Raw genomic sequence first — 18,481 nt, forward strand, 5'->3', positions numbered from 1 at the left:
GTCAGTAGGTTCACGGCATGCAGGAGCCGACGTGCTGAGCCGACTCGCGGGGAGCGTGTTCCACGTCGGGAGCGCCGTGGAACGGGCCGAGGTCGTCGCGCGCATGCTCGACGTGTACGTCGCCCGCGGTGAGCCCGCCGGGGTCGAGCACGACCGGGCGGTCGCCGCCGAGCTCCGGGCGGTCGTGGGGGCCGCGGGACCGGCGAACGACCCGGACCGGGCCTCGACGATCGACTCCCTCGCCCTCGACCGGCACGAACCGGCGTCCATCGCATCGGCCGTCGCGGTCGCGCGGGACAACGCCCGGCGTGCCCGTGAGGTCGTCTCCACCGAACTGTGGGACTGCCTCAACGTCACCCGGTCGCGGATGCCCCGCAAGGTCGCACCTGATCGCGCCCACGGGTTCCTGGCGTGGGTGCGGGAGCGCAGCGCCCTGGCGATCGGGGTCGTCGAGGCCGATGCGAGTCACGACGAGGTCTGGGAGTTCTTCACGCTCGGCCGTGCGCTGCAGCGGTGTTCGGCCACGGCGCGCCTGCTCGCGTCGGGGCTGCTCGACCCGGAGTCGGGTGCGTCCTGGACGACGGCGCTCCGGGCGTGCGGCGCCGGCGAGGCGTTCCAGCGCGGCCGCGACCACCACACGCCCGGGCCGGAGGACGCCGCGGCGTTCCTGCTCCTGGACGAGCACAGTCCGCGGTCGCTGCGGTTCCTCGCGCGGCGGGCGGACGAGTGCCTCGCCGACGTGGCGCCGTCGTGCATCGCCGACGAGGTGCGTGCGTTCGCGGACACCCGGGCGGGCCTCGAGTCGGTGTCCGACGACGGCGCGGTGCTGGCAGCCCGCGCCGCGGGGGAGCGGCTCGCGGCGGCGGCGGACCTGGTGGTGCAGGCCCTTGACGAACGCGTCTTCGCCGCGCCCGAACCCGCGCGCTGAGCCGTGCTGAACGCGCGCGCTCAGCCGCGCCCGAACTCGCGTGCCCGACTGCGCCCTGGACCGACGTGACGACGGACGGGAGGCGCGGTGCGGGGCCGACCCGCGCCTCCCGTCCGTCAGGCGGTCACGTCAGACCGCGCTGGACCGGTCCGCGACCGCCTCGTCGCGCTCCAGGTCCTGCCGCAGCGCCGCGCGCGACGCGCGGGTCCCCACGACCGGCACCGCGTGCGTGATCGCCAGGTGCAGCCGCGTGTCCGCGTCGTACCGCACCCGGAAGCGCTCGTACCGGATGAGCCACACGAGCGCGATCGCCAGGGCAACGAACCCCGATGCCGCGCCGACGGCGATGGCCCAGCGTGGACCCCACGCGTCGGCGACGGCGCCGACGATGGGGGCGCCGATGGGGGTGCCGCCCGCGAAGATCGCCATGTAGAGGGCCATCACCCGTCCGCGCATCGCGGGCTTCGTGGTGGTCTGGACGAGGGCGTTCGCGGTCGTCATGAACGTCAGCGACGCGAGCCCGACGAACACCAGGACGATCGCGAACGACCAGTACGTCGGGGCGACGGCGGCCGCGACGCATGCCAGGCCGAACCCGGCGGAGGCGACGACGAGCGTGCGCATCCGCGGGCGGTCGCGGCGTGCGGACAGCAGGGCGCCGGCGACCGAGCCGATCGCCATGACCGAGTTGAGCAGGCCGAACTCGCCCGCCCCCTTGTGGAACTCGACGCGGGCCATGGTCGAGGTGAAGATCGGGAAGTTCACGCCGAAGGTCCCGACGACGAAGATCATGCAGAGCACGACGATGATGTCCGGCCGCGTCCGCACGTACTGGAAGCCCGCGAGGATCTGCCCCTTGCCGCGCTTCGGTCGGATCCGCTCGGCGAGCTGTGCGGGGTCGACGAAGCGGAGCGCGATGAGCACGGCCAGGAACGAGGCGGCGTTGATGACGAACACCCAGCCGGAGCCGATCGCCGCGATGAGCACACCGGCGACCGCGGGGCCGATCAGCCTGGCAGCGTTGAAGGAGGCCGAGTTGAGCGCCACGGCGTTGGCGACGTTCTCGCCCTGCACGACGTCGGACACGAAGGCCTGGCGGATCGGGGTGTCGAACGCGGCGACGATGCCGAGCGCGAGGGCGAACCCGTAGAGCGACCAGATCGTGGCGGTGTCGGTCAACACCATGATGCCGAGCCCCAGGCCGAGGGCGCCCATCAACCCCTGCGTCAGCATGAGCATCTTGCGCCGGTCGAACCGGTCGGCGGCGAGCCCGGTCAGGGGCAGGAGGAGCAGCTGCGGACCGAACTGCAGGGCCATCGTGATGCCGACCGTGATGGCGTCGTTGTCGGACAGCTTCGTCAGGACGATCCAGTCCTGGGCGGTGCGCTGCATCCAGGTGCCGACGTTGGACACCAGGGCGCCGGCGAACCAGACGCGGTAGTTGCGGCCGGACAGGGAGCGGAACATGGCGGTCACTGCTGGGCCAGCCTCCTCATGATCTCGGTGGCGTCCGCGAGGGTCCGCCGTTCTGCGTCGGTGAGCTCGGCGAGCCGCGGGGTGAGCCAGCCGTCCCGACGACGACGGGTCTCCTCGACGAACGCGGCACCGGCACCGGTCGCCCCGAGCAGGACCTTGCGGCGGTCGTCGCCGTGGTCGCCCTTCGAGACGAGGCCGCGCTCGACGAGGACGGCGATCGTCTTCGTCATCGACGGTGGGGTGACGCCGTCCTGCCGGCTGAGTTCGGCGAGGGTCATCGGGCCGTCGCGGTGCAGTCGGGCGAGCGCGGAGAACTGGGCATCGCTGACGGTGGTGTCGGCCTTCTGCGCACGGAGCGTGCGGGAGAGGCGGTTCACCGCGATGCGGAGGTCGGTGGCGTCGGTCACAGGTCGTTAGCCTAGCAAATTAGTTCAGCGAACGAACTGGTTTTCGGGTGTATCGTGCTGTTGAACAACAGGTGTTGTCCAGAGAGAAGGAATCATGTCCGAGTTCGAGGGCAAGGTCGCCATCGTCACCGGTGGCGGCAGCGGCATCGGCGAGGCCGTCGCGAAGGAGCTCGCCGCTGCGGGCGCGACGGTCGTCGTCACCGACATCAAGCTCGACTCCGCACAGCGGGTCGTGACGTCGATCGAGGAAGCCGGCGGGACCGCGAGTGCGTTCGAGGCCAACTCGGCCGTCGCCGCCGACAACGAGCGCATGGTGCAGTTCGCCGTGGACACGTACGGAGCCCTGCACCTCGCCGTGAACAACGCCGGCATCGGCGCCGCACCGCAGTCCATCGGCGAGTACGACGTCGCCGCGTGGGACCGCGTGCGTGCGGTGGACCTCGACGGGGTGTTCTACGGCCTCCGCTACGAGATCCCCGCGATGGTCGCCGCCGGCGGTGGCGCGATCGTGAACATGTCGTCGGTGCTCGGCTCGGTCGGCATCGCGCAGAACGCCGCCTACGTGGCGTCGAAGCACGCGCTGGTCGGCCTGACGAAGGTCGCCGCCCTCGAGTACACGGCGCAGGGCGTCCGGACGAACGCGGTCGGCCCGGGCTTCATCGACACGCCGCTCGTGCGCGCGTCGCTCTCGCCCGAGGCGCTCACCGCGCTCGAGGCCGAGCACGCGGCGCAGCGACTCGGCACCGATGCCGAGGTCGCGGCCCTGGTGCTGTTCCTGCTCAGCGACAAGGCGTCCTTCATCAGCGGCAGCTACCACCTGGTCGACGGCGGCTACAGCGCCCACTGAGGCGCTGCGTCCGTGCGCCGGCGCGCGCGCCGGCGCGCGCGCGGGCGCCGCATGGTGAGCAGAAATGGTCGGGTCCGGCGTGCGGACCCGACCATTTCTGCTCACCGAGTGCGCGCCTGGGCGCGCCTGCGGGGTGCGCGGGCGTTCGCGCGCCCCGCGCCGTCGGACGGGAGGCGCGACGGGCGTGAGCGGGTCTGCCCACGCGAGCCGCGCCTCCCGTCACGCATGGTGAGCAGAAATGGTCGGGTCCGGCGTGCGGACCCGACCATTTCTGCTCACCGAGCGCGCGCCTGGGCGCGCCTGCGGGGTGCGCGGGCGTCCGCGCGCCCCGGGCCGTCGGACGGGAGGCGCGGCGGGCGTGAGCGGGTCTGCCCACGCGAGCCGCGCCTCCCGTCACGCATGGTGAGCAGAAACGGTCGGGTCCAGCGTGCGGACCCGACCTTTTCTGCTCACCAAGCGCGCGCGCCCGCGCGCCCGCGCGCCCGCGCGGCGCTCAGTGGAACTGCGGGATCGTCATCCAGATGCCGAAGAGCACGGCAGCGATGCAGACCGCGAAGCACAGCCCGGCACCCGCCAGCGCGAGCGGGGGCGTGTGGCCGGACCGCGGGGTCTCCTGCGCGTACTGGGTGTGCTCGCCGCCGGCGTCGATCGGTTGGCCGGTGCCGAGCAGCCGCAGCCCGAGCGTGTAGAGGAGCACCACGCCGACCGCGGCCACGAAGCCGACCCCCGCGACGGTGCCGATGCTGGTGAAGTCGATGTCCATCGTCGTCCCCTTCAGTTCCGGGCCGCGACGGGCTCGCGCTCGGCCTCGTCCGCGGTGATGTCCTCGTGCGAGACCGGGCGCCGCTTGGCGAGGGCGTAGAACGTGAGGCCTGCGGCCAGGGCGAGCACCGCGACCAGGACGAGCCCGATGGTCGACGTCGACGCGACCCAGGTGGCGAGGGCACCGACGACCGCGGCCGCGGGCAGCGTGATCACCCACGCGACGACGATGCGACCGACGACCGACCAGTGCACGTCGGCGAGCTTCTTGCCGAGGCCGGAGCCGATCACCGAGCCGCTCGTGACGTGGGTGGTCGAGAGCGCGAAGCCGAGGTGCGAGGACACGAGGATCGTCGCCGCCGAGCTGGTCTCCGCCGCGAAGCCCTGCGGGGACTGCACGTCGGAGATCTTCTTGCCGACGGTCTGCATGATCCGCCAGCCGCCCATGTAGGTGCCGAGGCCGATCGCGAGGCCGCACGCCAGGATCACCCAGAGCGCCGGTCCGGTGCCGGCGGACTGGTAGTTCGCGGCGATGAGCGTGAGCGTGATGACGCCCATCGTCTTCTGCGCGTCGTTCGTCCCGTGGGCGAGCGACACGAGCGACGCCGAGATCGTCTGGCCGTGCCGGAAGCCCGTCGCCGCACCGTGGGTGGTCGCGTTCTTCGTCAGCGTGTAGGCGATGTACGTCGCGACGAGGGCGATGACGCCCGCGATGACCGGGGAGAGCAGGGCCGGCAGGACGACCTTCGAGACGACCGTCGCCCAGTCGACCGAGTTCAGGCCCGCGCCGATGATCGACGCGCCGATGAGCCCGCCGAACAGCGCGTGCGTCGAGGACGACGGGAGGCCGAAGTACCAGGTGGCGAGGTTCCAGAGGACGGCGCCGACGAGTCCCGCGAAGATCATGGTCGGCGAGATGTGGATGCCGTCCTGCCCCTCGCGGATGATGCCCTGCGAGACGGTCTTCGCGACCTCGGTGGACAGGAACGCGCCGACCACGTTGAGGACGGCGGAGATGAGCACGGCGGTGCGGGGCTTGAGGGCACCCGTGGCGACCGAGGTGGCCATGGCGTTCGCGGTGTCGTGGAAGCCGTTCGTGAAGTCGAACACGAGGGCCACCACTATCACCAGCACGACGGTGACGAGGACGTCCATGCGCGAGACGCTAGGCCTGCTCCGAACCCGCTGCGTGAACGCCGGGTGAACACCGGCGGCCACCTGGCTGCGTCCGACCCGTCTGCGAGGATGCTCACGTGCCAACCTTCTCCGCAGCGCGAGGCGACGCCTCGTTCACCGACGCGCACGGCGTCGAGATCGTCTACTCGACCTGGCGTGCGGCGCGTCCGAAGGGCATCGTGCAGATCGCGCACGGGGTCGGCGAGCACGGACTCCGCTACGAGCCGCTCGCGCAGGACCTCGTCCGCGCGGGCTGGACCGTGCACGCGAACGACCACCGCGGGCACGGTCGGACCGGCCTCGCGCAGTGGGACGGCGACCACGCCAAGCTCGGACGGCTCGGCCCCGGGGGCCTGCGGGCCGCGATCGCGGCCGTCGAGCAGATGAGCGCCGTCGCGCGCGAGGACACCCCCGGCGTCCCGCTCGTGCTGCTCGGCCACTCGTGGGGCTCGCTCATGGCCCAGCGGATCGTGAACACGTCGTCCGGCTCCTACGACGGGGTCGTCCTCTCCGCGAGCGCGTACCGGTTGCCGGGGTGGATGAACAGCGGCGACCTGAACGCCCGGCACGCGGGCTCGGGGCCGACGAAGTTCGAGTGGCTCACCCGGGACCGGGCGGTCATCGAGGCCGTCGCGGCCGACCCGCTCGCGGTCGAGGCAGACGTCATCGGCCTCTTCGGGCTGCGGGACGCCCTCCGGCTCCTCGGGGTCCCGCGTCGGGGCATCGCGCACGACCTGCCGATGCTGCTGCAGGTCGGCTCCGAGGATTCGCTCGGCGGCCCGCGGTCGGTCGAGCGCCTCGCGCAGGCGTACCGGCGGCGCGGGGGCCTCTCCGACGTCACCGTGCGGGTGTACGAGGGGGCGCGGCACGAGGTCTACAACGAGACCAACCGCGACGAGGTCGTCGCGGACCTGGTCGCGTGGCTGGACCGGGCGGTCGCGCGCACGTCCTGAGACGGTACCGGCTGACGGCCAGGAGGCGCGGAGCGGCGCCGCCCCGCGCCTCCCGTCCGACGCGGCGTAGGCTCGTGGTGTGCACGGTGAGTACAAGGTCCCGGGAGGCAAGCTGGTCGTCGTCGACCTCGAGGTCGTCGACGGGGTGATCGACCAGTTCCGTCTCGCCGGGGACTTCTTCCTCGAACCGGACGACGCGCTGCCGCTCATCGACGCCGCCGTGGACGGTCTGCCGGCCACGACCGATGCCGCGGGCATCGCCGCCGCCGTGCGTGCCGCCCTGCCGGAGGACGCCGTCCTGCTCGGCTTCACGCCCGAGTCCGTCGGGGTCGCCGTCCGCCGTGCCCTCTCGCGAGCGTCGACCTGGCGTGAGTACGACTGGGAGATCATCCACGAGGGGCCGATCAGCCCGAACGAGCACCTCGCGCTCGACCAGGTCCTCACGGAAGAGGTCGGGGCCGGACGCCGCGGCCCGACCCTGCGCATCTGGGAGTGGGACCAGCCAGCGGTCGTCATCGGGTCGTTCCAGTCCCTCAAGAACGAGGTCGACCCCGAGGGTGCCGCGAAGTACGGCGTCGAGGTCGTCCGTCGGATCTCCGGCGGCGGCGCGATGTTCATGGACGCGGGCGCGATCATCTCGTACTCGCTGTACGTGCCGACCGACCTCGTGCAGGGCATGACCTTCGCCGACTCGTACGCCTACCTCGACGAGTGGGTGATCGAGGCGCTGAAGTCCCTCGGCATCGAGGCCTACTACCAGCCGCTCAACGACATCTCGTCGACCAAGGGCAAGATCGGCGGCGCAGCACAGAAGCGGCTCGGCACCGGATCGCTCCTGCACCACGCCACCATGAGCTACGACATGGACGGCGAGAAGATGGTGCAGGTGCTCCGCATCGGTCGCGAGAAGATGAGCGACAAGGGGACGACCTCGGCTGCGAAGCGGGTCGATCCGCTGCGCTCGCAGACCGGCCTCACCCGTGCGGAGATCATCGACCGGCTCATCGCGACCTTCACGAAGCTGTACGGGGCGCACGAGGGGCACGTGACCGCGGACGAGCGGCGGCGGGCGCAGGAGCTCGTGGCGTCGAAGTTCGCGACGCGGGAGTGGCTCGAGCGCGTCCCCTGATCGGGCGGCTGTCGACCACGCGCGGCACCCCCTAGGGTCGGCAGGTGCGCAGATCACCCCGTCCGTTGTCGGTACTCGTCGGAGTCGGCCTCGTCGCGACCGCCCTCGCGGGGTGCTCGGACGGTGCGCCGGACGACGCCTCGAGCGACGCACAGTCCGGGCTGCAGCGGTGGACGTCGCTGATGGAGACAGCGATCACCGACCCCGAGCACGGTCGCGGTGGGGCCGGGGGTTCCGGCGAGGGCATGGTGACCCTCGAGAACGTCCCGGCCGGCGACTGGGACCTGCTGCTCGCGTGCAACGGTGTCGACGGCGAGTACTTCCGCGCGACGGCCGGGGCCGACGTCGCGGACGTGCTCGGGCGGACGGACGCTCCGTGCGGGGCCACGACGCGGATGTCGATCACCGTGCCGGAGCCCGGCGGACTGACGCTCCGGGCGCGACCGCTCAGCGATGCGCCGGAGGCGGTCCGGCGTGGTGACGTGGTGACGTACTGGTACGTGGGCGTCGTGCCGAAGGGGTTCGAAGCCGGACAGCGGACCTACGACCTGGGCTGATCGTCGTCGTCGTCGTCGGCGTCGTCGTCGTCGGCGGGGGCGCGGAGGACGAGGTCGATGCCTCCCGACGACTGGCCCGGGCGGAGGAAGGCCTGGTTCACGGGCGCGACGTACGAGCCACTGAAGGTGACCTCGTGCTCGGCGTCGTCCTCCTCGTCGTCGTCGGGCTCGTCGATGTCGTCGGTGTCGTCGTCGGAGCGCGTGCCGAGCAGCTTCCGGGTCAGGGCGCTCCGCTCGGTGAGCAGCGAGTCGAGCGCTGCACGCAGGTCGACGTCGGCGGGCTCGGCACCGCGCAGGGCCGCACCGAGGACGCTCCGACGCATGAGCTCCTTGGCGAAGGAGCCCGTCGTGCCCTCGGCACGCTCGGCCGCCTCGGCGAGGGCGGCCTCGGAGAAGGGCAGTGAACCGGCGTACCGGCGGAAGAGCCGGACGCGCTCGGGCAGGGCGGGGAGCGGGATCTCCACGGCGAGGTCGACCCGGCCGGGACGGTCCGCGAGGGCGCGTTCGAGCACGGACACCCGGTTCGTGGTCATCACGAAGGCGACGTCCGCGTCGCCGTCGAGCCCGTCGAGGGCGTCGAGCACCTCGAACAGCAGCGGCTGCGGGGAGCTGTGGCGTTCCATCGCGACGAGGTCGATGTCCTCCATCACGACGAGTGACGGCTGGAACGTCCGGGCGATCTCGGCCGCGGCACCGATCGCCGCGATGCTCGAGCCGGTGAGCAGGATCGCGGTGACCCCGGTCGTCCGAGTGAGGAGGTGCCGGATCGTGAGCGTCTTGCCCGTCCCGGGAGGGCCGTAGAGGAGCACACCGCGCTTGAGGTGCTGTCCGGCCGCGAGGAGGGCCGCACGCTGCTCGCCGATCCCCACGACGTGGTCGACCACCTCGTCGAGCACGCCCGCGCCGAGGACGACGTCGTCGGCGTCGACCTCGGGTCGGCGGAGGAACGTCGCCCCGGCATCGGACCCGTACTCGGACTGCACGAACGAGAGGACCTGCCCGCGCAGGACGCTCCGCTCGATCATCAGGGCACGGAGGCGGAGGAGGAACGCGGTGGCGGCGTCCTGGTCGGGGGAGAGGATCTCGAGGCTGGCGCGGCCACGGCCGTACTCCTGTTTGGCGGACCGCTGCACGACCGCGACCGGAGCGCCGTCGAAGGTGAGGAACCGGAGGCCGAACGACACGACCCGACGGGTGGTGTCGGCACCGGTGGCCCGGGTGGCGTAGCTCACGGGGCCGGGCGCCCACCGCATGTGGGGGTTCGCGATGAACTCGCTGACCGAGCTGTGGAACCGGCTGTCGTCGCCCGCGATGCCGACGAGGGCGTCGGGGTCGGTGCCGGCGAGCTCCTCGAGGGCGATGTCGGCGTCGACGAGGCGGTGGTCGGGGAACTCCTCGGTCACCACGGGGACGGACTGCGGGTCGACGCCGAGGTGGGCGCCGATCCGTTCACCGATCGGTGTGGTCACCGCCTGCTGTTCGGCGGCGGCGAGTTCGTTCGCCTTCTCGATGTAGCGGGCGAACGCCCGCATGAGGTCCCGGTCTGCGTCGTCGAGCACGTAGCCATCCTGGCACGCAGCGCTGGAACGCGTCCGGCCGCCCGGTCCGCACGTGGTCGGCCGCCCGGGCGGTCGGGGGCACTGTGGGGTTCCTGCCGCACGTGGTCGGCCGCCCGGAGAGGGGGGTTCCGGGCGGCCGCAGGACCAGTGTGGGTGTCGTCCTGAAGAACGAGCCATGTGGATCGTGAGAATCCTCCGCGCGGCGGATGTCCCCGTCCGATCGCCGACGTAGCGTCGTGTGCGTGAACTGGTTGATCCTCCTGGGGGCGGTGGCCGCCGCGGCCGTCGTGATGTGGATCGCCGATCGCGTGGGGTGGATCGACCTGTCGAACAAGGCCACGCGCAGCGGCGGATCCGGCGGTGTGGTCTCGATGATGGACGAGGTGTTCGCGCCGACCCGTCACGAGACGCAAGCGGAGTACGAACGGCAGTCGCGCCTCCCGAAGGAGGCACCGACGCCGGCGGACGACGACCACGACCTGCTCAGCGGGAGTGTCCTCATCAAGGTGCCGGCGGTGCGCAGCGCCGGTCGACACGCGGTGCGGGCCGGGACGCACGACCGGTCGTACTGACGACTCGTCCTGGCGGGAGCCGGCAACGCGCGGGCCGCGTCAGCGGGTCGTGAGCTCCTGGTAGTCCGGGTGCCGCTCGATCCAAGCCGCGACGTAGCTGCACTGCGGGACGACCCGACGCGAGGACCCCGAGCGGACGTCGTCCAGCGCGTGCTCGACGAGGATCGAGGCGTGACCACCGCCGCGGTGCGCGGGGTCCACCTCGGTGTGGACGAAGCGGATCTCGTCGCCGTCGACCTCGTACGCCGCGAAGCCGATCACCTCGCCGTCCTCGACGAGGGAGTACTGCTGCTTGTCGGTGTCGTTCCGGACCTCGGGTGTCGCCATGGAGCAGACGCTACGCCCCTCCCGAAGAAGGGCCTGTGTGCGCGCTGGACGCCGGGCTAGGGTCTGATCGTGCAGCACGAGACGACCCCGCCGTTCCGCTTCCGGACGCCTCCCGGGTGGCCGACACCCTTCGATGAGTGGGTGGAACTGCACCAGGCCGCCGAGCCCGCACCGGGGTGGTCGCCCGCACCGGGGATCCCGCCCGCACCCGAGGACTGGCGCTTCTGGGCCCCGGTCCCGCGGTCGTTCCGGGGCTTCGTGCCGGCCACAGCCCGCCGCCTCCGCGTCGCCCAGTGGATCGGCCTCGTGGTGGCGCTCCTCGCGCTCGCCGCGGTCATCGTCGTCGCGGCGCTCGGTGGTCTGGCCGTGGTCGGACTCCTGCCGCTCGTGGCCGGGATCGCGGTGCTGGTGGTGTGCTCCGCGCGGGCGGGCGAGCTCGCTGACCGGACCGCGGCCTCGATCCGGGACGATGCGGCGGTGTGGCGGCGGACGGAGGTCCCGGCGCGGGCACGGGCGGCGTTCCCGGAGCTCGACGAGGACGCAGCCGTGGCTGCCTGGGAGGCGGCGGCGTGGGGGCTGCCCACCGTGCGGCCGTTCGCCGTGGCGGACACAGCACCGAAGCGTTCGCCGTTGCGCCACCGCACCCGTACGGTCGTCGCCGTGACGGCCGGTGCCGCCGCGCTCCTGCTCGTCGTCGGCGCGACGACGGCCGTCGACCCGGTCGTCCGTGCGCTGCAGAGCGACGGACAGACGCTCGCGTACGGGCTCCAGGACACCGCACCCGACGGCAGCGTCCCGGACGACAGCAGCCCGGACGACGACGCACCGGACCAGGACGCACCGGACGCGGGGGACCAGGCACCGTGGACCTCGGACGACGGCACGGTCACCGCGTCGTTCATCGGCGACGACGAGACGTGGGATGCGACCTGCGGAGCGATCGACTTCGCGGACGGCTGCTGGTCGTGGCAGATCGACAGCGAGTGCGACGGGCCGGCCCGGGTCACGGTCGGGTTCTCCGCCACCGAGGGCGGTGACGACGTGCGCACCGACACCCGCACGGTCGTGCTGACCTCCGGGCGACCGCTCGTCCTCACCGAGCAGGGGTCCGAGGAGTGGGGCGGCATCCGCGACGTCACCTGCTCCACCGCACCGGAGCACGCCGTGGCGCTGACCCGGAGCCCGCTCGACTCCGACGCCGAGGACGCCGACGGCTCGTGGCCGGACGGCTGCGTCGACTACGGTTGCGCCGGGTGGGAGGTCACCCCCGAGGCGTCCTGCGACTCGGCGACCGTGCAGTTCTCCGTGGATGAGGAGGTCGCGACGCTGCCCGGTCCGCACGACCTCGTGGTGGCGACGCCACTGCGCGCGGGTGAACCGGTGGACGTCTGGGCGGGCGGCGCGTGGCTGCCGGAGGACGACGCGACGATCTCCCAGGTGACCTGCGGCTGAGCCCGGACCGCGGGCTCCGCGGGGACGGGACGCCGCGTGGACCAGAATGGTCCCGTGCACAGCGGCGACGATCGAGGACCGGACCGGGTGGTCCTCGGCGACAACCTCGACGTCCTGCCGACCCTGGCGGACGGCTCGTTCACGCTCGTGTACCTCGACCCGCCGTTCAACACCGGCCGCTACCAGCGTCGGCACGCGAGCGCCGCGGTCCGCGAGCCGACGGTCGGCGACGAGGCCACAGCTGCCGATCGCCGACGTGAGCGGGTGACGGGCTTCCGGGGGAGCTCCTACGAGCGCGTCCGCGGCGACCTCATGCGCTTCGACGACCGGTTCGAGGACTACTGGTCGTTCCTCGAACCGCGGCTGCTCGAGGCGTGGCGGCTCCTCGCCGAGGACGGCACCCTCTACCTCCACCTCGACTACCGCGAGTCGCACTACGCCAAGGTCCTGCTCGACGCCCTGTTCGGCCGGGAGTCCTTCCTCAACGAGATCGTCTGGGCGTACGACTTCGGTGCGAAGTCCCGGTCACGGTGGCCGACGAAGCACGACACGATCCTCGTCTACGTGAAGGACCCGTCACGGTACTGGTTCGACTCCGAGGCGGTCGACCGTGAGCCCTACATGGCGCCGGGACTCGTCACACCCGAGAAGCGCGAGCGCGGCAAGCTCCCGACGGACGTGTGGTGGCACACGATCGTGTCCCCGACCGGCAAGGAGAAGACCGGCTACCCGACGCAGAAGCCCGAGGGCGTGCTCCGCCGCATCGTGCAGGCGTCCTCCCGCGAGGGTGACTGGATCCTCGACTTCTTCGCCGGCAGCGGGACGACAGGCGCGGTGGCCCGCGCGCTCGGCCGGCGGTTCGTGCTCGTGGACGACAACCCGGTCGCGGTCGACGTGATGCGCCGACGACTGCCGGGGGCGTCGTTCGACGTGGTCAGCCCGTCGGACGCATCGACGGGCTGACCACGTCGCTACTCGGCTGAGTGACGCCCGTGCCCGTGCTCGTCGGGCCTGGAGGCGCGGCTCGCCTCCGCAGCGTCGCCGCCGGTGGTGTCCGTGGTCGCGTCCGTTGCGGCGTGCGCGGCTCGGGTACGGATCGCGCCCGTGGTGGTGGGCGGCTCGTCGACCGGCGCGGCGGCGGAGTGCGCGCCGTGCGTGGTCGCGTCGGGCAGCGGTGCGCGGGTGCCGTCGAGGGAGACGGTGGAGGCACCGCCGGCTGCTCCGCCCGACCGGGTCGTCGACTGCCCGACACCGACACCGACACCGACCGCGGAACCGGCCGAGCGCGGCTGCGAGACCACGTCCGGCGAGGTCGGCACGACCGCCATCGAGCCGGTGTCCGGCGAGACGAGCGATCCCGTCCGGGCGGCTGCGTGCTGGGCGTCCACGGTCAGGCGGTCCGCGTCGGCGGTCGCCCGCTCGTTGTCCGCGCGCTCGGTGTTCGCCTGCTCCTGCAGTGCCGAGACCTTGCGGAGCGGCGGCACGCGGAAGAACCAGGTGAGCACGAAGGCGAGCAGGATCACGGCGAGGCCGACGTAGTAGACGACCACGGCGGAGTCGCTGAACCCGACGAGGAACGGCCGGGTGAGGCGCTTGTCCGCGCCGTTCAGGAACGACGTGTCGCTCGTCGACGAGCTGGTCGAGGAACTCGCGCTCGAGTCACCGCTCTTGAGCTGCTTGACGAGCGTCGGAGCAACCTCGTCGACGACGTTCTGGCGCTGGTCGGCGTTCGAGTAGTCCACCTGCAGCGTGCCGTCCACGACCTCGGCGTTCGCCTTCGACGCGGCGGTCTCGAGTGCCTGCTGCTCGGCGGCGGGCTTCGCGGCGGCGACCTGCTGGGCGATGACCGTGTCCGCCGAGGCCTCGGGGACCGTGCCGGCCGCGACCTGCTGCTGGACGGCAGCGGTGACCTGCTTCGTGACGGCGGCGTCCGCGGCCTCCTTGGCCTGGGCGGCACCCTTGTCGAGACTGTCCTGGACGTTCTGCTGCACCGGGTCGACGATCTTGTTCCAGATCTGGTCCATCACGCCCTTGTTGTCCGACGCGTTCGCGACCGACGGGGTGAGTGCGGCGTTCAGGGCGCTCTTCAGGTCGCCCTCGTTCTGCATCGCCGTCGTGATGTTCGTCGGCATGAGCGTGAACAGGACGGACAGCAGCACGGCGGTGCCCATGGTGCCGCCGATCTGGCGGAAGAACGTGGCGGCGCTCGTCGCGACGCCGATGTCCCGCGGGCTGACCGAGTTCTGCGCCGCCAGGGTCAGGGTCTGCATGAGCTGCCCGAGCCCGAGGCCGATGCCGAACATGCCGAGCATCAGGAACCAGAGCGGGCGATCGGCGGTGAGGAACGTCAGGACGGTGAACCCGATGGCCGTGAACGCCGTGCCGGTGATCGGGAAGACCTGGTAGTTGCCGGTCCGCGAGATGATCTGGCCCGAGGCGATCGACGAGATCATCAGACCGAGCACCATCGGGAGCATCGCGAACCCGGACTCGGTCGGCGTGACGCCCTTCACGATCTGCAGGTACAGCGGGATGGTGAGCATCGCGCCGAACATGCCGAAGCCGACGAGGACCGACAGGATCGCCGACATCGAGAACACCCGCGAGCCGAACAGCTTCAGCGGCAGGATCGCGTCGTCGCCCATCGCGCGTTCGACGATGATGAACGCGATGAGCCCGAGCGCACCGATCGCGTAGCAGGCGAAGGCGCCGGGGGAGTCCCAGCCCCACTCGCGGCCCTGCTCGGCGATGAGGAGCAGCGGCACCAGGGTCACGATGACGAGCGTCGCGCCCCACCAGTCGATCCGGGGCTTGCCGCGGTCGCCGAACTTCGGCAGGTGCAGGAAGGTCAGCACCATGAAGAGCGCGATGATGCCGATCGGCACGTTGATCAGGAACACCCAGCGCCACCCGGCGATGAACAGCAGCTGGTCCGCCCCGGCGAAGACACCGCCGACGAGCGGGCCGATGACGCTCGAGATGCCGAAGACCGCCAGGAAGTAGCCCTGGTACTTGGCGCGCTCGCGCGGGGCGAGCATGTCGCCCATGATGGCGAGCGGCAGGGACATCAGGCCGCCGGCGCCGAGGCCCTGCAGCGCGCGGAAGCCGGCGAGCATGAGCATCGAGGTCGAGAACGACGCGGCGAACGACCCGACGATGAAGATGCCGATCGCCGTGAGGAACAGCGGCCGCCGGCCGAAGATGTCGGACAGCTTGCCGTAGATCGGCGTCGTGATCGTCGACGCGATGAGGTAGCCGGTCGTCACCCAGGCCTGCTGGTCGAGGCCGTGCAGGTCGTCGCCGATCGTGCGGATCGCGGTACCGACGATCGTCTGGTCGAGGGCGCCGAGGAACATCCCCGCCATCAGGCCGTAGATGACCAGCAGGATCTGCCGGTGGTTCATCACGGCGTTGGACGAGGTGGTGGGTGCCGCGGGTGCGGTCGCGGTCTGGGTCATGTGCAGGGTCTCCCGGAAACTTTGCGCTGGCTGCAAAGTTACATCTGCCGCAAGGTGAAGGGTCGCGCCGGAGTGGGTTCCTGAGTGGATCGGCAGCACCGGCACCGGTTTCGGTGGTGCCTGTCGGAACGCCCTCGTGAGCGCTCCCGACGCCGTCACAGTACGCCCGAGCGTGGCGAGCGGTGCGTCAGGACGCTGCGGCGGCCTGTTCGAGGGCTTCTTGGAACCGCTCGTCCACCTCGATGCGCATCGCGCCCGTCTCGTCGTCGAAGCCGGACACCGCGCTGACCCGGCCGTGGCGCGAGAAGTACAGCAGGGGGCTCAGCACCCCGCCGGGCAGGCCGTGCTCGCCGTCCGTGAGCACCTGCACGACCAGGCCGGCGAGCATCTGCACCGAGGTGATGCTCGACGCGTCACGGATCGGGGCGGCGAGCAGGAGGTGCCGGTGCGGGATCGCGAACACCGTGCCGAACCCGGCGGCACCGAAGAGCGCCGGGAGGTTGACCGCCTTCGACGCGACGAACAGGGACTCGCCCTCCACGATGAACACCCCGGGGGCGATCTCGGCGTGCTCGTCCACCGGTTCGTCGTCGGTGCCCAGCTGCCCGAAGGCGAAGAGTTCGTCGATGCCGAGGGCGAGCCGCGGCAGGGTCGGACCCGACAGCGTGCTCACCATCGTCGGGTAGTCGACGCACAGCCCGAGCACCAACCCGGGAGCGAACGGTCGGGCGTAGTCGAGGTCGGTGGGGTCGGACGGGCCGGCGCCGAGGCCCGTGCCGCCGTCCGCGCTGGGGTCCGGCAGGATCCGCAGTCGGATGCGCTGCCGCAGCTCGTCGGCGCCGAGCTCCTCGGGTGCCGGCTCGCTGTACGCCTGGATCATCCGGTCGAAGTGCTCGGCGACCATGTCGGCCTGCACGTCCGGGGTCTCGCCGTGCACCTGCGCCGCGAGGTTCTCGAGCAGGAAGACCCGGCCGTCGGTACCGACCAGGCGAGCCTGCTCACCGGCCGGCACCTCGACCGTGGTCTCCATGCCGCGCTCGGCGAAGGCTCGTTGCGCGAGCACCACGAGCGTCGGGGCGGGCTCGTCGTGCCGATCGTCCTGCTTCCGGCCGAACCACCCCATCCGCGCGGGACCTCAGGCCCCGAGTGCGGCGTCGACGATCTCCTTGGCTTCGCGCTGCACCTGTTCGAGGTGCTCCTGCCCGACGAAGCTCTCGGCGTAGATCTTGTAGACGTCCTCGGTGCCGGACGGGCGGGCCGCGAACCACGCCTTGTCGGTGACGACCTTCACGCCGCCGACGGCTGCGTCGTTGCCCGGAGCCTTCGACAGCTTCGCCGTGATCGGGTCGCCCGCGAGGGTCTCGGCGGTGATGGCGTCACCGTCGAGCTTCGACAGGCGGGCCTTCTGCTCCTTGCTCGCGGCGGCGTCGACACGCTGGTAGACCGGGGCGCCGAAGCGTTCGGTCAGCTCGTCGTAGAGCTGCGACGGGGTCTTGCCGGTGACCGCGATGATCTCCGACGCCAGGAGAGCCAGGATGATGCCGTCCTTGTCGGTGGTCCACGCGGTGCCGTCCTTGCGGAGGAACGACGCGCCCGCCGACTCCTCGCCGCCGAAGGCCACGGAACCGTCGATCAGGCCCGGGACGAACCACTTGAAGCCGACCGGGACCTCCCACAGGCGACGACCGAGGGACTCGGCCACGCGGTCGATGATGCTCGACGACACGAGGGTCTTGCCGATCGCGGCGTCGTCGCGCCAGGCGGGACGGTGCGCGTAGAGGTACTCGATCGCCACGGCGAGGTAGTGGTTCGGGTTCATCAGGCCGCCGTCGGGCGTGACGATGCCGTGCCGGTCGGAGTCGGCGTCGTTGCCGGTGAGGACGTCGTAGTCGTCCTTGCGCGCGACGACCGAGGCCATCGCGCTCGGGCTCGACGGGTCCATCCGGATCTTGCCGTCCCAGTCGAGCGTCATGAACGACCAGGTGGGGTCGACGTCGGGGTTGACCACCGTGAGGTCGAGCCCGTAGTGGTCGCGGATGCGGTTCCAGTAGGGGAGCGACGCACCACCGAGCGGGTCGGCGCCGATCTTCACGCCGGCACGCTTGATCGCGTCGATGTCGATGATGTTCTCGAGGTCGGCGACGTAGGCGCCGAGGAAGTCGTAGCGGTCGGGCGAGGCATGCTCGGTGCGCTGGACCTCGGCGTTGCCGCCGGCGATGATCGCGTTCGCGCGCTCGGCGATCCAGCTCGTCGCATCGCTGTCGGCCGGGCCACCGTGCGGCGGGTTGTACTTGAAGCCGCCGTCGCGGGGCGGGTTGTGGCTGGGCGTGATGACGATGCCGTCCGCCGTGTCCGCGTTGCCGGCACGGTTGTACGCGATGATCGCGTGGCTGAGCGCCGGGGTGGGGACGTAGCCGTTCTCGCTGTCGGCGAGCACGTGCACGCCGTTGGCGGCGAGGACCTCGAGCGCGGTGCGTTCGGCGGGGCCGGACAGCGCGTGCGTGTCACGGCCGATGAAGAGCGGGCCGTCGGTGCCCTGCGACGTGCGGTACTCGACGATCGCCTGCGTGATCGCGGCGATGTGGGTGTCGTTGAACGCGGAGTCCAGCGAGGAGCCGCGGTGGCCCGAGGTGCCGAAGACGACCTTCTGCTCGGGGACGGAGACGTCCGGGACGCGCTCGTGGTACGCGGCGATGAGGGCGTCGAGGTCGACGAGGTCGTCTGCAGTGGCAGGGGTGCCGGCGCGGTCGTTCATGCGTCCATCCTGGCATCGCGCGGGTCGGCACGCCCAGGAACGTCGCGCCTGTGGACGACGAGCGCGCCTGTGGACGAGGAGCGAGCGGCCGTCCGCACCGGGGAGAAAGGGGGACACCCCGGG

General features: G+C 71.6%; 17 protein-coding genes. 8 read left to right on the forward strand and 9 right to left on the reverse strand.

The window, feature by feature from the left end; translation table 11 throughout:
* Positions 1-31 precede the first annotated feature (31 nt).
* Positions 32-928, forward strand: coding sequence for an alpha-E domain-containing protein (locus tag ACIPKM_RS04605; RefSeq protein WP_402736262.1), 897 nt, complete (start codon positions 32-34; stop codon positions 926-928).
* A 129-nt stretch (positions 929-1,057) separates the two neighbouring features.
* On the opposite strand, the gene ACIPKM_RS04610 is transcribed toward ACIPKM_RS04605, so the two are convergent.
* On the reverse strand, positions 1,058-2,404 hold the full coding sequence (locus tag ACIPKM_RS04610; protein WP_402736263.1) for an MFS transporter: 1,347 nt from the start codon (positions 2,402-2,404) through the stop codon (positions 1,058-1,060).
* The gene (locus tag ACIPKM_RS04615) at positions 2,401-2,811 is read right to left on the reverse strand and encodes a MarR family winged helix-turn-helix transcriptional regulator (protein WP_070416969.1); all 411 of its coding nucleotides are present in this window, start codon (positions 2,809-2,811) and stop codon (positions 2,401-2,403) included. The genes ACIPKM_RS04610 and ACIPKM_RS04615 overlap by 4 nt, the downstream gene beginning before the upstream one ends.
* A 94-nt stretch (positions 2,812-2,905) precedes the next feature.
* Between ACIPKM_RS04615 and ACIPKM_RS04620 the strand changes: the two genes are divergently transcribed.
* Positions 2,906-3,658, forward strand: coding sequence for an SDR family NAD(P)-dependent oxidoreductase (locus tag ACIPKM_RS04620; protein WP_071295054.1), 753 nt, complete (start codon positions 2,906-2,908; stop codon positions 3,656-3,658).
* Positions 3,659-4,151: 493 nt separating this feature from the next.
* On the opposite strand, the gene ACIPKM_RS04625 is transcribed toward ACIPKM_RS04620, so the two are convergent.
* Entirely contained in the window at positions 4,152-4,421 is a 270-nt protein-coding gene (locus tag ACIPKM_RS04625; RefSeq protein WP_402736264.1) for a hypothetical protein, read from the reverse strand.
* Positions 4,422-4,432: 11 nt separating this feature from the next.
* Positions 4,433-5,575: an inorganic phosphate transporter gene (locus tag ACIPKM_RS04630; protein ID WP_092384522.1), complete on the reverse strand. Its 1,143-nt coding sequence runs from the start codon at positions 5,573-5,575 to the stop codon at positions 4,433-4,435.
* A 98-nt stretch (positions 5,576-5,673) separates the two neighbouring features.
* On the opposite strand from ACIPKM_RS04630, the gene ACIPKM_RS04635 reads away from it, so the two are divergent.
* The 3 genes from ACIPKM_RS04635 to ACIPKM_RS04645 all read left to right on the forward strand — a co-directional run bounded on the left by ACIPKM_RS04635 (position 5,674) and on the right by ACIPKM_RS04645 (position 8,235).
* Positions 5,674-6,549 (forward strand): alpha/beta fold hydrolase, encoded by an 876-nt coding sequence (locus ACIPKM_RS04635; RefSeq protein ID WP_071295057.1) that lies wholly within the window; start codon positions 5,674-5,676, stop codon positions 6,547-6,549.
* 79 nt (positions 6,550-6,628) lie between these two features.
* The gene (locus tag ACIPKM_RS04640) at positions 6,629-7,678 is read left to right on the forward strand and encodes a biotin/lipoate A/B protein ligase family protein (protein ID WP_070416964.1); all 1,050 of its coding nucleotides are present in this window, start codon (positions 6,629-6,631) and stop codon (positions 7,676-7,678) included.
* A gap of 44 nt (positions 7,679-7,722) precedes the next feature.
* Positions 7,723-8,235 (forward strand): hypothetical protein, encoded by a 513-nt coding sequence (locus ACIPKM_RS04645; protein WP_336697794.1) that lies wholly within the window; start codon positions 7,723-7,725, stop codon positions 8,233-8,235.
* Here the strand turns inward: ACIPKM_RS04645 and ACIPKM_RS04650 are convergent.
* Positions 8,220-9,794, reverse strand: a complete 1,575-nt coding sequence (locus ACIPKM_RS04650) for an AAA family ATPase (protein ID WP_402736265.1) — start codon at positions 9,792-9,794, stop codon at positions 8,220-8,222. The two genes, ACIPKM_RS04645 and ACIPKM_RS04650, sit on opposite strands and share 16 nt — an antisense overlap.
* A 242-nt stretch (positions 9,795-10,036) precedes the next feature.
* Here ACIPKM_RS04650 and ACIPKM_RS04655 point away from each other — a divergent pair, with 242 nt between their 5' ends.
* Positions 10,037-10,366, forward strand: a complete 330-nt coding sequence (locus ACIPKM_RS04655) for a hypothetical protein (protein ID WP_402736266.1) — start codon at positions 10,037-10,039, stop codon at positions 10,364-10,366.
* A gap of 39 nt (positions 10,367-10,405) precedes the next feature.
* On the opposite strand, the gene ACIPKM_RS04660 is transcribed toward ACIPKM_RS04655, so the two are convergent.
* Positions 10,406-10,693: a GNAT family N-acetyltransferase gene (locus ACIPKM_RS04660; protein WP_070416961.1), complete on the reverse strand. Its 288-nt coding sequence runs from the start codon at positions 10,691-10,693 to the stop codon at positions 10,406-10,408.
* 69 nt (positions 10,694-10,762) lie between these two features.
* Here ACIPKM_RS04660 and ACIPKM_RS04665 point away from each other — a divergent pair, with 69 nt between their 5' ends.
* Positions 10,763-12,145 carry a hypothetical protein gene (locus ACIPKM_RS04665; protein ID WP_402736267.1) on the forward strand — a complete coding sequence of 461 codons (1,383 nt, stop codon included), beginning with the start codon at positions 10,763-10,765 and terminating at the stop codon, positions 12,143-12,145.
* Between the two features lie 54 nt (positions 12,146-12,199).
* On the forward strand, positions 12,200-13,108 hold the full coding sequence (locus tag ACIPKM_RS04670) for a DNA-methyltransferase (protein ID WP_402736268.1): 909 nt from the start codon (positions 12,200-12,202) through the stop codon (positions 13,106-13,108).
* 8 nt (positions 13,109-13,116) lie between these two features.
* Here ACIPKM_RS04670 and ACIPKM_RS04675 read toward each other — a convergent pair whose 3' ends face one another.
* The 3 genes from ACIPKM_RS04675 to pgm form a co-directional block, all read right to left on the reverse strand.
* Entirely contained in the window at positions 13,117-15,603 is a 2,487-nt protein-coding gene (locus ACIPKM_RS04675) for an MDR family MFS transporter (protein WP_402736269.1), read from the reverse strand.
* Positions 15,604-15,790: 187 nt separating this feature from the next.
* The gene (locus ACIPKM_RS04680; protein ID WP_402736270.1) at positions 15,791-16,726 is read right to left on the reverse strand and encodes a hypothetical protein; all 936 of its coding nucleotides are present in this window, start codon (positions 16,724-16,726) and stop codon (positions 15,791-15,793) included.
* Between the two features lie 12 nt (positions 16,727-16,738).
* On the reverse strand, positions 16,739-18,358 hold the full coding sequence (gene pgm, locus ACIPKM_RS04685; RefSeq protein WP_071295065.1) for a phosphoglucomutase (alpha-D-glucose-1,6-bisphosphate-dependent): 1,620 nt from the start codon (positions 18,356-18,358) through the stop codon (positions 16,739-16,741).
* Positions 18,359-18,481 lie beyond the last annotated feature (123 nt).

It is taken from the genome of Curtobacterium sp. NPDC086286, assembly GCF_044746255.1.
Classification (GTDB): Bacteria; Actinomycetota; Actinomycetes; order Actinomycetales; family Microbacteriaceae; genus Curtobacterium.